This is a genomic window from Emticicia sp. BO119, assembly GCF_013912375.1.
Classification (GTDB): Bacteria; Bacteroidota; Bacteroidia; order Cytophagales; family Spirosomataceae; genus Emticicia.
In genome coordinates this window covers 988584-1002841 of record NZ_JACETV010000002.1, presented here as the reverse complement: position 1 = coordinate 1002841, position 14258 = coordinate 988584, and the positions used below count along the sequence as shown (strand labels likewise).

Below are 14258 nucleotides of genomic sequence, written 5' to 3'. Positions count from 1 at the left end.
TTGTACTTTCTTGACAAAATATCATAGAATCATTGCCAGTTTAGTCAAATACAAAATATTATTTGGCTTTGAATTTTAAAATTAAGTAGCTTTACTTACGATTTAATTATAAAAATATATTCAACCGTTGGAACCGACAAATGTCAATGACCCAGAGTACTATCATAAGGTAGTAGATTGCCAGTACGCTTGCCCTGCACACACCCCTGTGCCCGAGTACATCAGATTAATTGCGGCCGAACGCTATACAGAAGCGTACATGATTAACTGGGAATCTAACGTATTCCCGGGTGTATTAGGACGTACCTGCGACAGGCCGTGTGAACCTGCCTGCCGCCGTGGAAGAGTAGAAGAAGAACCCGTAGCCATCTGTCGATTAAAAAGAGTTGCCGCCGATAATAAAGGCAACATTAAGAATCTTATTCCAAAAGCTCCTGAAAAAGGAAACGGCAAAAAGGTAGCTTTAATTGGCGCAGGCCCAGCTTCTTTGACAGTAGCCAGAGATCTGGCCCCTATTGGTTACGAAATACATGTTTTTGATGAGCAAATCAAAGGCGGTGGAATGATGCGTAGCCAGATTCCGTCTTTTCGCTTGCCTGAACACGTTTTAGACGAAGAAGTCAATAATATTCTCGATATGGGTATTCATACCCACTTCAAAACCTATGTTTCAAGCCTGAAGGATGTTTTAGCCAAAGATTATGATGCTGTTTTTATTGGCACAGGTGCCCCAAGGGGTAGAGATTTAGCCGATTTACCGGGTCGTAAAGAAGGAGCTGCTAACATTCATATAGGTATTGAATGGCTGGCAAGTGTAGCGTTTGAACATACGAATAAAATAGGCAAAAACGTAATTGTATTAGGGGGTGGGAATACTGCTATGGACTGCTGCCGGACATCTCGCCGATTAGGTGGTGAAAACGTAAAGGTAGTAGTGCGTAGTCCGTTTACTGAAATGAAGGCTTCTCCCTGGGAAAAAGAAGATGCCATGCATGAAGATATTCCGATTCTGGATAATCATGTACCCAAATCGTTTGTGGTTGAAGATGGGCAACTAAAAGGAATGACCTTTGAAAAAGTGCACGCCGTATATGATGAAAAAGGCAAACGCTCACTCCTGCCAACTGGTGAAGCCCATGTATTTATTGAAGCTGATGATGTTTTGGTTGCTATCGGACAAGAAAACAGCTTTCCCTGGATTGAACGTGATTTAGGAATTGAGTTTGATAAATGGGAAATGCCCAAAGTAGATGCAGTTACCTTTCAGTCAACAAATCCGAAAGTGTTCTTTGGCGGTGATGCAGCATTAGGACCGAAGAATGTTATTACGGCCGTAGCACAAGGGCATCAGGGTGCTATTTCAATAGATTTATTCTGTCAGGGCAAGTCACTAAATGACCGACCGTCTCCATATACTAATCTGGTTTCTCAGAAAATGGGTATTCATGAATGGAGTTATGATAGTGTAGTAGCTACCGATCATCGTTTTGTAGTAGCACAGGCAGATAAGGCCGTGACACTGAAAGACCGTAAAAAAGAAGTTGAATTGGGTTTCAACAAATTGGAGGGTTTCAAAGAAGCACAACGTTGTCTGAATTGTGATGCACAGACTGTATTTACCGAGAATCGCTGTATAGAGTGCGATGCCTGTATGGATATTTGCCCTACTTCCTGCATTACATTTACCGTGAACGGTACAGAAGAAGACTTAAGAACCCGCCTGATGGCTCCGGCATTAAACCTTGACCAAGAGTTGTTGGTATCAGGTACTCTGGCTACAGGTAGGGTAATGGTGAAAGATGAAGACGTATGTTTGCATTGTGGTTTGTGTGCCGAAAGATGCCCGACATCTGCCTGGGATATGCAGAAGTTTTTCTATAATGTTACCAAAGCCCATCATGGTTGCCAGACAGCAACAGCCTGATAATAACAAGACTATTATTTAATAACGATAAAACTAATGCCCGACAGGGACGGTCCGACGATTCGGCTTAAAATGTCAGAACTTATTAATGATTTTGTAGTACGCTTTGCCAATGTAAACGGTACAGGGTCTGCCAGTGCCAACGGTATGTTTGCTAAAGCCATCTTCCGCATGGGGATTCCCGTTACACCAAAAAATATCTTTCCTTCCAATATTCAGGGCTTACCAACCTGGTACGAAGTGCGCATCAGTGAAAAAGGTTATTTAGGCCGACGTGAGGGGATAGATTTAATGGTATCGGTTAATCCACAAAGCATGTTAAAAGACGTACAGAGCGTGCGTCCTGGCGGATATTTCATGTATGATAGTACCAAACCTCTTCATAAAGAATACATCAGAGAAGATATTACCTATTTGGGTATTCCATTGATGGGCATTTGCCTGGAGCAATATTCAGACCCCCGCCAACGACAATTATTCAAGAATATCATTTATGTTGGTGCGCTCTCAGCTCTTCTGGACATTGAATTTGGCGTATTAGAGCAACTCCTTGCTGAGCAATTCAGGGGTAAAGAAAAACTGATCCCTGCCAATGTTCAGGCGTTGCAATTAGGGGTGAAATATGTGAAGGATAATTTTAGTTATCCTTTAGATATCAGGGTAGAACGCAGAGATAAAGTAGGTAATAAAATCATGATTGATGGCAATGGTGCCTGTGGTTTAGGTGCCGTATTTGCCGGAGCCACTGTAGCAGCCTGGTATCCGATTACTCCATCTACATCAGTAGTAGAAAAATTTGAAAAATATGCTAAAAAGTTCAGAACAGATAAGGTAACAGGCAGAAAAAACTATGCCATTGTACAGGCAGAAGATGAGTTAGCGGCCATAGGTATGGTGATTGGTGCCAATTGGAATGGAGCAAGGTCTTTTACGGCTACCAGCGGGCCGGGAGTTTCGCTGATGAATGAGTTTTTAGGATTGGGCTATTTTGCCGAAGTACCAGCGGTATTGATAGATGTGCAACGCACAGGTCCATCAACAGGGATGCCTACCCGTACACAACAGTCTGATATTACTATTGCAGCTTATGCTTCGCATGGCGACACCAAACATATATTATTACTCCCCAGTAACCCTAAAGAATGTTTTGAGTTAACTACCGATGCTTTTGATTTGGCCGAACGTCTGCAAACTCCGATCATCGTTTTAACAGACCTTGATTTGGGTATGAACGACCATATGAGCGAACCTTTTGAATGGGATAAAGAAAGACAATACGACAGAGGCAAGGTATTGTCAGCCGAAGAGCTCGAAAACATGGGTCGTTTCGGGAGATACTTGGATGTGGATGGTGACGCGATCCCTTACAGAACTTATCCTGGTACCCACCCAACCAAAGGGTCTTATTTTACACGTGGCACTTCACGTGATGAGTATGCAGTTTATACCGAAGACAGCGCAGTGTATATCAGGAATATGGAGCGTCTTGTAAAAAAATGGGAAACAGCTAAAACCCTGATGCCGAAGCCCTATTTCTATCAGAAGAAAAATATGAGCCCTATCGGGGTTATTTTCTTTGGTACTTCTACTTATTCCTCAGAGGAGGCGATAGATTTATTGCGTGAACAAGATGTGGCAATGGATGCTATGCGCATTAAGGCATTTCCTTTTAATGAAGAAGTGGAGCAATTTATAGATGATCATGAAATTGTTTATGTGATTGAACAAAACCGTGATGCCCAGATGCGTTCTTTACTGATAAATGAATTAGAAATCAATCCAAAAAAATTGATCCGTATTCTCAACTACGATGGAATGCCTATTACAGCTGATAAAATTGTAAAGGAAATTACCAAAACCCTTGTAACTACCTGAAAACATGACATACATTCGTCCAACGTTTCGGCATCCAAACTTACCGAAAAATAAAATAAACTATACCAGAAAAGATTACGAAGGCGCGCTTTCAACCCTTTGTGCAGGCTGTGGTCATGATTCCATCAGCGGGGCTATCATTCAGGCTTGTTTCGAATTGGCAATTGAACCTCATCGTTTAGCCAAAATGTCAGGTATCGGGTGTTCGTCCAAGACTCCCGCCTATTTCTTGGGCAATTCGCACGGCTTCAATTCTGTGCATGGTCGTATGCCTTCGGTAGCAACAGGAGCTTATCTAGCTAATCGTGATCTGGTTTATTTTGGTGTTTCAGGTGATGGTGACACTGCTTCTATTGGTATGGGACAGTTTGTCCATGCGATTCGCCGTAATCTCAATATGGTATATATAGTCATGAACAACGGTTGCTATGGGCTTACTAAAGGGCAGGACTCGGCCACGGCAGATGCTGGTTCTGTGAGCAAGGCAGGCTCGACTAACATGTTCAATGCCATTGACTTAGTAGGTCTGGGGCTTGAATTAGGTGCAACATTTGTAGCCCGTAGTTTTTCAGGTGATAAAACCCAGTTGATTCCGCTGATAAAAGCTGCTATGTCTCACCCGGGTTTTGCCTTGATTGATGTGATATCTCCTTGTGTTACTTTCAATAATAATACAGGTTCGACCAAATCTTATGATTACGTGCGCGAACATATAGAGGCTACTTCAACCATTGATTTTGTACCAACTATGGAAGAAATTACGACTTCGTATGAAGAAGGAGACAGCAAAGAAGTAACCCTGCATGATGGTTCTATTCTTAACTTACAGAAACTCAACCAGGGCTGGAATCCCGAAGATAAATTATCTGCGATGATTGCGCTTCAGAATGCCAAAAGCAAAGGAGAGATTCTGACAGGGTTGATTTATATTGAGCCAAATACGCAAAGCCTGCACGAAGTTTTAGGCACTTGCCAGACTCCTTTGAATGCACTAAAAGAAGATATTCTTTGCCCTGGAATTGATGCCTTAGAAGCATTGAACCAGAGTTTAAGATAAAATATAAATTAAATAAAGGGCTTATATATGAAACTTGTAAATTCATGTATAAGCCCTATTTTTGTGCATACTATTTTACCTGTTCTTATTATCAATCTTTACCTACATTTCTATGAAAAAATCAATACATACTATTTCCCTTCTTGCTTTATTTTTCAACTGCTTAATATTCAGTAAAAATACTCAGGCACAATCGAAAGCAAATCTCAACGATGTATCTTTTATGCACGGACATTGGCAGGGAACATTCAACGGCGGCCCTATCGAGGCTTTTTGGGCAAAGCCCTCAGGTGACAACCTTACGGGCTTTATGCGCATGATGAAAGACGACAAAGTAACCATGTATGAGATGCTTATTTTTGAGCAAACTGACAAAGGCCCGATTGTATTAGTAAAACATTTCAAACCCGGATTGATTGGTGTTGAAGACAAAGAAGTATCTGATCGGTACAACTTTATAGAGTCTAAAAAAGAATGGGCATTGTTTGAAAAACAAGATGGTTCTATCCGTATCATTTACGAAAAACGTGGGGCAGATGTATTAGTAATTCAACGCGGCAAACAGGAAAACGGTAAATGGGTATTTGCTGATCTGTTTGTGTTTAATAGTGTGAAGTAAGTCCAAAACTGTAGAGACGTATAGCAATACATCTTTACGAAAACAAAAGACCTTTTGAGCCAATACTCAAAAGGTCTTAATATAATATGAAACATCTCTTACCCTTTCATAAACCGAATCAGAAGAATCTCAATTGCTAAGAATAACAAAGCTAATATCACACAATATTTCCAGAGAGGTGTACCGATATTAGTTTCCTGAAACGTTTTTACGAAATCTCCATCTAATAAATTATCGAAAATAGTTACGTTCTTTTGTCCGGCAAAAAAACTTTTCAATTCTTCGGGTGTATAAAACTCCATTTTCGATTCTTCATTGTCGTGGTTCAACGCCAATAGCTTCTCAGTTTTACCCTCCAACTGCAACTCATAATAGCCAGATTCCAATAGCTGATTATCGCTCAATTGCGTTGCTTTAGGTAGTTCTAAAGTCAGTTGATTTCCATTGATTCTTTGAATCGGAATAATCTCTAAGTTATTCTTATTAGCCTCCGAGACAACACTCTTCAGCTTATAGGTTGCATTTTTCTTTACATTTGGTATGTCAATCGTAATACTTCCCTCACTAAAATTATAGGCTGCTCGTTCCTGTCTTACACTCATTGAAGCAATCTTATACATGGTTGGCACAAAAAAAGCGTGTTCGGCAAAGTTACCATAGGTTCTCTCTAACGGTGAAGCACAGATATAAACTCTGCCTTGCGTCAGATTAGTAGCTGTAATAAAGTTTTGCAGATTCCTGAAAGTCAGTATCTTCTCTCCTACTCCAGACCAGTTCCAGACGGGTTGCATAAGGGGAGTATTAGCTACGCCTTGCAGGGTTGTTCGTTCAAATACGTCGGCATAAAATGGATTCTGGCGGTTAGGTTCTGCAATAGGCAACTGGCTTTGTGGTAATGGTGGTTGGCTGATTACAGTAATACCCTGTATTCCAAAACCGCTTAAAAACTGGCCATAATCTTCTGCATCAGGATTTGACGGTGGGATTACCAACAGGCTTCCTCCCTGACGAATAAAGCCCTCAAGGCTTGCCCTGAAAGTACCAGCTATCTGCTCAACTCCTTCTAATACAATCAGATTAGCATTTTTAAATTGCCCCACATCAACGTTATTGGCACTATAAGACTGATAAGCAAAGAGGCTGTCATTATCAAATATTTTTCCGACATAATCTGCTGCACTGCGTTGCTGATAAAGATGTAAGATCTGGATCACAGGTGAGGCATCCAAGACAAAATAGTAATCGTTGTCGAATGTAATCGGCTGATCATCAAAAGACACTTTACCTTTATGAAACCCCTTGTCTTTTACTGTAAAATTAAATGTAGCCGTTGCAGTGCTGTTTGGTGCAATATCTACCGAAGCAGTAGAGGCCTGAGCATTATCAATAAATAATTTGACCGGTAGTTTTTCAACTTCATTATCACCCGAATTAAATACCTTTACATATAGCACATTGTTCTGCATTTCTCTGATAAAAGGCGAAGCCAGCCACACCGAATCAACAAATACATTCTGAGAAGCCTTACCTTGTACAGGCACCAAAAATAGCTTATCCAAAGAATCTATTCTGAAATTTTTTAGATTACCTGAGGTACTTTTCTGAAAATCAGAAAACCAAAAAAACTGATTATTGGCACTCGCATTATGTTTCTGCGCTAAACTTCGCTGACGCTTGTAGACACCCTCAAATGTGCGTGGATTGGGTGATAGCCCTATTGAGGTTAATCTGTCTTTTACTTTGGTAGCATTGGTAACGGCCTGGTCTTCACTTGAAAAATCATTGGTTACCAACTGTATATTAGGCGACTGGCTGAATAAAGTCAGGAGTTCGTCTATTTTTGTAACGGCAAGGTCTAAATAGCGTTTGTTTTCTGTTGTATTCTGCATACTCAACGAGTTATCCAGATACAAACTGCTGACACCTAAACCTGACGAGCGGTTAGGACCCACATTTTTGGCAGGCAAAAAAGGTTGAGCAAAAGCAAAAGCCAGAAACGCAAGAAAAAGAACCCTTGAGCACAATATCAACCATTGCTTGATACGTCTGAATGAGCTTGTCTCTGTTTCGACCGCTTTCAGAAAGGCAACGTTCGTAAAAAATACCTTTTTGGTACGACGAAAGTTAAAGAGATGAATAATAACTGGCACCGAAACAGCCAATAAACCCCACAAGAAAGACGGAAAGAGAAACTGCATATATCAAGTCCCTAAAGGTATATCATTAAAAATTTTTAATAATTAAACGTAAAAGTCTGAAATTCCTTTCAATGTTTCATTGATATTTTACGTTTATTCGACACATCAGCCAATTATTATGCCAAAGCAAGGTAATATTTACACTGAAAGTAGAATTGAGAAGTTTTTCAGTTAATAGCTAATCAATCATAAATAAATCAAAATAAATCAGATTAGCAAACTTAATAAAATAGAGTAATTTTGTCAAAACTAATTACTCCCTGAATCACATGAAAAAACACTTCATTTTACTATCAGTTTTACTGTTTTCTTTTGCATCCCAAGCCCAGTTAACCGTCGAGAAAATTATGCAGGAACCCTATAAATGGATAGGCACATCGCCCAGCAATATTTTCTGGTCAGAAGACTCCAGAACCATTTATTTCTCGTGGAATCCTGATAAAAACAAAGGAGATTCTCTCTATAAAATTGTACTGCCTAATAAAACTCCTGTTAAAGTTTTACCTAAAGAAAGACGAGCCTTACCGGCTCAATCAGGTACCTATAACCGTGATAACTCGCTGAAAGTATATGAAAAACAGGGTGAATTATACCTTATGTATTGCAAAACCCTGAAAATCAAACAACTCACAAACACTATTGAGCGTGAATCAAACCCGTATTTTAGTGGTGATCAAACCAAAGTTATCTTTTTAAGGGCAGGTAATATATTCAGCCTGAGTCTGGAAGATGGGATTATCTCACAAATATCAAATTTCGTAGTAGGTAGTAAAAAAGCAGAAGCCAAATTAAATGACGAAGAAAAATGGTTGAAAGCAGATCAACTGGCCATGTTTGAAATATTGAAAGAACGTAAAGACAAAAAAGACGAAACCGAAAAAAATACCAAGTCCGATCAGCCGAAGCGTCCGAAAGAAATATATTTAGATGGCAAGAACCTTGAAGCTCCGGTTGTAAGCCCTGACATGCGCTACATCACGTATCGTCTTTCTACCCCAGCTACCGGGACAAAAACTACCATTGTACCAAGTTACGTTACAGAGTCTGGTTTTACGCAAGACTTGCCTGCCCGAACCAAAGTGGGTAGTCCTATGAGTAGTTACGAGAGCTTTGTATATGATACCAAAAAAGATACGGTGTATCAGATTAGTACCAAAGACCTTGTTGGTCTTACTCAGCAACCTGAATTTCTGAAAGATTATCAGAAACAAAACGATACTACCAAAAAGAAGCCTGCCGGCCGTAAACTCATTATTACAGCCCCTAACTGGTCAGAGAATGGATCAAATGCTGTGGTAGTGGTGCGTTCTTTTGACAATAAAGACCGCTGGATTATGCTTTTAGACCCAGCCACAGGGAAATTGAAACTATTGGACCGCCAACATGATGAGGCATGGATAGGTGGCCCTGGCATGGGCTTTACACTCAGTATGGGTAATATTGGCTGGGTAGATGAGCAAACGCTTTATTTCCAGTCTGAAGCTGAAGGCTATTCACATCTTTATACAATTAATGTGCTAACCGGTGAAAAGCAACAATTGACCTCCGGTAAATTTGAAGTACAACAGGCACAATTATCAAAAGATAAGCAATGGTTTTACATGACCACCAATGAGGTGCACCCAGGTGAAACCCATTTTTATAAAATGGCAGTGAAAGGTGGAGAAAGAACCAGGATTACAGGTATGGTAGGAGGCAATGATGCCACGCTTTCTCCTGACGAATCTCAAATTGCTATTCGTTACTCTTATATGAATAAACCTTGGGAATTGTTTATTCAAGATAATAAACCTGCAGCACCAGCCGAGCAACTCACTAATTCATTAACAGATGAATTTAAGGCGTATGCCTGGAAAGAGCCACAAATTATTACTTTTAAAGCCCGTGATGGGGCAGATATTTATGCCCGCATTTATGAGCCAGCCAAAAAACTAAAGAATAAAAAGGCTGTTGTTTTTGTGCATGGTGCAGGGTATCTGCAAAATGTACATAAATGGTGGAGCCAGTATTTCCGTGAGTATATGTTTCATAATTTATTGGTTGATAAAGGTTATACGGTTTTAGACATTGATTATCGGGCCAGTTCAGGCTACGGTCGTGACGTCCGGACAGGTATTTATCGTTTTATGGGTGGCAAAGACCTGACTGATAATGTAGATGGAGCTAAGCTTCTGGTCGACAAATACGGTATCGACCCTAAAAAAATAGGTATTTATGGAGGCTCTTATGGTGGTTTTATTACTCTTATGGCCATGTTTACCACACCCGATGTTTTTGCCGCAGGTGCAGCCCTAAGGCCTGTAACAGACTGGGCAGCATATAATCATGGCTACACGGCTAATATTCTGAACGAACCTCAGACAGATAGTTTAGCTTACCGTAAAAGTTCTCCTATCTATCATGCCGCAGGTTTGAAAGGGCATTTGTTGATTTGCCACGGTATGGTCGATGTAAACGTGCATATCCAGGATTCTTACCGATTGGTACAACGCCTGATAGAACTTAAAAAAGAGAACTGGGAAATGGCGAGTTACCCGATGGAAGACCACGGCTTTGTAGAACCCACCTCATGGATGGATGAATATAAACGGATTCTGAAGCTGTTTGAGGAAAGGTTGAAGTAATATTCAGGAAGAGCCGTATAACCTATACGGCTCTCACTTTCATAATGCTCTCTTATACTCTTTCGTCCAATTTACTGCACCAAATAAGGCTATTATACAAAATACTGCATAGAGCAGTGAGTAGAGTTTTACCTCCTTTATATAATACATATATGTACTGATAATATCTACACCTAACCAAACCCACCATGCCTCCACTTTTTTGCGAATGAGCAGGAATGTAGCAAAAATACTCATTACAGTCGTAAAAGAATCCATATAAGGGAAAGCACTTGGCAGGCTAAAAACCATAGGCAACCATTCATGAAGATTTTTGGCAAATGTACCTAATAAGGCAGTACCCATTAATCCGATAAGCGTAAGTAACCCGAATTGCTGCAAAGATAATTGACTTATTTTTAATTCATTTTTCTTATTAGCTTCCTGCTCTTTCGGGTATTTCCATTGCCAGAAACCAATCAGGTTGGTGATAAAAAAGAACACCTGCAAGAACATATCAGGATATAACTGAATCTGATAAAACATAATGAAGGCCAGTACTACATTGGCAAGCCCCACAATCCAACTCCATACATTTTCCTGAGCCGAAAGAATCACTGCTACTAAGCCAGTAAGCGTAGCATAAAACTCTAAATGGCTCATTTTTACTCCCCAAAGCTCAAAAAATATATTATTGATATCGAAAAAATCCATGCCTTATTCTTTTTCTTCCAAGATAGGAATTGTGATCGTTATTTTAGTACCCACAGGTCTTTTTTCTTCATCATACAAATCTTCTGTGATCACCTTGCCCAGGTTAGTATTATATTGTTTATTAAGTGTCTCTATGGTTTCCAAAACGTTTTTAGTGCCTTTAGAATCCCTACGGTTAGCACTCAACTGGTTTAGTTCCCTTGATTTGGCACGTCCTACTCCATTGTCTTCAATCGAACATGAGACAGTATTTTCATCTTCATTTAGTGCATATTTCACGATTATTTTACCTACACCATCTGTTTTCTGCATCAGACCATGCCATATTCCATTTTCAATGTGGGGTTGCACAATCATAGTCGGAAACAATACTTCATGAATATTGATATTGTCACCAACCTTAATTTCAAAATCGAATCTCCTGTCTCCAAAGCGTAACTGTTCTAATTCAACATATAATTTCAGGAAACTCACATTTTTCTCAATCGGCACATACGGTTTATCTGTATTATCTAATATCTGTCGGATCAACTTTGCGAACTTGGATAAATATCTCGATGCCTCCTGATTTTCGTTATACAGAATAAAACTATTAATTGAGTTGAGGCAATTAAACAAAAAGTGAGGGTTCATCTGCGCCCGTAACGCACGCATTTCTAATTCGGCAATCTTTCTGTTTAACTGAGTTTTTTCTGTTTCTTCCCGTTTCACCTGATTCAACCTGAAAGTAAAAAACAGGATAATCCCACCAATAGCAAGCCCTAATAAAGTATAGCCAAACCAGCCGTGTTTCCAGAATGGGGCAGTTACCCGAACCTTTACTTCTAATGGTTTATCGTTCCAGACGCCATCTGAATTAGCAGCTTTAACCTTGAATACATAATCACCAATGGGTAATTGCGAATAACTCACAAAATGCCTGTTACCACTCTGCACCCAGTCGTTGTCAATGCCTGATAACTGATAAGCATACTGATTTTTTTTAGGGGAAATGAAATCTAAAGCCGCAAAATCAAATGAAATAAAGTTATTCAGATAGCTGATCTCTATGGGTCTGGTATGGTTATAAGCAAATGGTTGATTCATTACTTTTACTTCTGTAACAGCTACCTGCGGTTTGTAGGTATTGGTAGGTATTTTATCAGGATGAAAAATATTAAACCCATTTACACCACCAAATGCCAGTTCGCCTGTCGATAATTTAATAGCCGCGCCACCATTGAACTCATTATTCTGCAAACCATCACTTACATCATAATTAGTAAAGGTTTTTCTCTTTTTATTGAACTTAGATAACCCGAAATTAGTGCTGATCCATATATCATCTCCTTTCGGGAGAGCAAAATAGGCAATATTGTTAGGCAAGCCATCGCTTACATTATAAGAAACAAATTTATTTGTACCTATATCGAAATAGGCAAGCCCTTGTGTATAACTCGTAATCCAGAGGTGATTATCGTCATCCTGAAAAATCGACCCAATGTCATCTAACAGAATATTCCGGTTTATGCACTGCGTTTGAATAACGCTGATTTTTTTTGTTTGATAGTCGTATTTTAAAAGATTAATCCTTCCCCCGATCCAGACATTCCCTTTCCGGTCTTCATGTAAAGTATTTACCAATTCCAGTTCATTTTCAGTAGCGGTAAATGTATCAATCTGATAAGTTTTGGGGTTATATTTTACTACGCCATTCTGCGTGCCTAACCAGATTGTGCCATCTGAGGCCTTGATAATTTTCTTAATAAACTGGTTAGTAAATCTTTTTGTGAGCTTAGCGTGTTCTGGTGTGAGTGCAGATATACGCTTGGTAGCCAGATCAAACTCTACCAGGTTATCAGAAGTGCCAAACCAGTAAATGCCGGGCTTGATCTCAATAATAGAAAAAATACGATTTTGCTGAATATTTGCACTTAATATGTATTCAAATGTGTTGGTTTTCCGATTCCATAAATTCAATCCTCCTCCATCTGTTCCTACCATTATGTAGTCTCCGGCCTCACAAAAAGTAAGAATAAATTTATTGTTCAGGCCATTTTCCATATTAATGGTTCTGAACTTGATATTATTGAGATTTATCTTACTTATACCTGAATTATTACTACCTACCCATATAACTCCGGTGTGATCCTCATATGAGGTAAAGAGAGGTGAGCCGTGCACAAGATTCGGTTTATTGTCGTCGGAAGGCAACATAAGCAGAGAACCATCAACAGGATTATACTTAAAAAGCCCTGTGAGCGTACTTGCCCAGATATTTCCATGTCGATCATTATTGATTCCATTGACACTGAATTCTTTCAAATCCGGAAAAAACTTCTTGAAATCAATTATTTTCACTTCATTCCAATTATCATCCAGGCCAATCATGCCTAAGTTATCTACATTTACCCAGGTTATTTTTCCGGACTTTAACATATTGAAAGATACGCTCTCATTAAAATTCCTGAAAATCCGTTTAGTTGCTTTCGCAGAAGCAAGATCGTATTCAAAAAAGCCCTCACTGGTTGAATAAAAAATCTTACTGAAATTGCTATTCAAGACCAGGTCAAACGAATTGCCCGAAATCAGTTTTTTATGAACTTTCGTCAGAATATTAAACTCATAAATACCCTGATTGGTAGCGAGCCAGAAAATATCTTTGCCATTTGGATAGATTGCTCTTACCCGAATACCCGTCATATAATTGTGAAAAGACTCGTCGTTCAGATTCATTTCGGATATACCGCTTCCTGTAGTAATCCACAATTTGTTTTCGGCCTGGTAGATATTATATATACGGGCATGGGGCAATGAATTTTTGGGTTTATCCGGATCAGGACGAAAAACCTTAAACTGATACCCATCGTACCTTAGTAAGCCATCGTGTGACCCAAACCACAAAAAACCCCTTGAGTCTTCCATAATAGCTACTACCGTATTCTGCGTCAGCCCATTGGTATTATCAAAATGCTCTATTATACCGCTCCCGATTTCTTGTGCACATAGTGATAACCTGAACAAACAAAATAAGAAAACTGAAAAGATTTTCGTAAAGGAAAGTTTGATGTATGGGTGATTGATTTTCAAGCTTTTATCAGGTTAAAAACAGGTCTAAACACCATTTGTCTCGTAAATTTTATTCAATATAAATAAAAAGTTTTTTATCAATCAAACGGCAAATCCTGGCTTCTTTAAAATGCGTATTGATTTTCTGCCAAATATCAACTAACCTCTGCCATCTATGAATTCAAACCTGCCAGAAAAAAAACTGCGCCTTTACTAAAAA

The 14258-nt window shown here is 39.4% G+C and carries 8 protein-coding genes; 5 read left to right on the top strand and 3 right to left on the bottom strand.

Annotation, left to right across the window (positions count from 1 at the left end):
* The first annotated feature begins 127 nt into the window (after window positions 1–127).
* The 4 genes from H1R81_RS10935 (at window position 128) to H1R81_RS10920 (ending at window position 5475) form a co-directional block, all read left to right on the top strand.
* Window positions 128–1924, top strand: a complete 1797-nt coding sequence (locus tag H1R81_RS10935) for an FAD-dependent oxidoreductase (protein ID WP_181840744.1) — start codon at window positions 128–130, stop codon at window positions 1922–1924.
* A 36-nt stretch (window positions 1925–1960) separates the two neighbouring features.
* The gene (locus tag H1R81_RS10930) at window positions 1961–3799 is read left to right on the top strand and encodes a 2-oxoacid:acceptor oxidoreductase subunit alpha (protein WP_409013548.1); all 1839 of its coding nucleotides are present in this window, start codon (window positions 1961–1963) and stop codon (window positions 3797–3799) included.
* 4 nt (window positions 3800–3803) lie between these two features.
* Window positions 3804–4856 (top strand): 2-oxoacid:ferredoxin oxidoreductase subunit beta, encoded by a 1053-nt coding sequence (locus H1R81_RS10925; RefSeq protein ID WP_181840743.1) that lies wholly within the window; start codon window positions 3804–3806, stop codon window positions 4854–4856.
* Between the two features lie 112 nt (window positions 4857–4968).
* On the top strand, window positions 4969–5475 hold the full coding sequence (locus tag H1R81_RS10920) for a DUF6265 family protein (protein WP_181840742.1): 507 nt from the start codon (window positions 4969–4971) through the stop codon (window positions 5473–5475).
* Window positions 5476–5573: 98 nt separating this feature from the next.
* On the opposite strand, the gene H1R81_RS10915 is transcribed toward H1R81_RS10920, so the two are convergent.
* The gene (locus H1R81_RS10915; RefSeq protein ID WP_181840741.1) at window positions 5574–7673 is read right to left on the bottom strand and encodes a BatA domain-containing protein; all 2100 of its coding nucleotides are present in this window, start codon (window positions 7671–7673) and stop codon (window positions 5574–5576) included.
* A gap of 269 nt (window positions 7674–7942) precedes the next feature.
* On the opposite strand from H1R81_RS10915, the gene H1R81_RS10910 reads away from it, so the two are divergent.
* The gene (locus H1R81_RS10910; protein WP_181840740.1) at window positions 7943–10297 is read left to right on the top strand and encodes a prolyl oligopeptidase family serine peptidase; all 2355 of its coding nucleotides are present in this window, start codon (window positions 7943–7945) and stop codon (window positions 10295–10297) included.
* A 39-nt stretch (window positions 10298–10336) separates the two neighbouring features.
* Here H1R81_RS10910 and pnuC read toward each other — a convergent pair whose 3' ends face one another.
* Complete coding sequence (gene pnuC, locus H1R81_RS10905) at window positions 10337–10990, bottom strand: nicotinamide riboside transporter PnuC (protein ID WP_181840739.1); 654 nt, start codon at window positions 10988–10990, stop codon at window positions 10337–10339.
* A gap of 3 nt (window positions 10991–10993) precedes the next feature.
* Window positions 10994–14059, bottom strand: a complete 3066-nt coding sequence (locus H1R81_RS10900; protein WP_181840738.1) for a two-component regulator propeller domain-containing protein — start codon at window positions 14057–14059, stop codon at window positions 10994–10996.
* Between the last annotated feature and the right edge of the window lie 199 nt (window positions 14060–14258).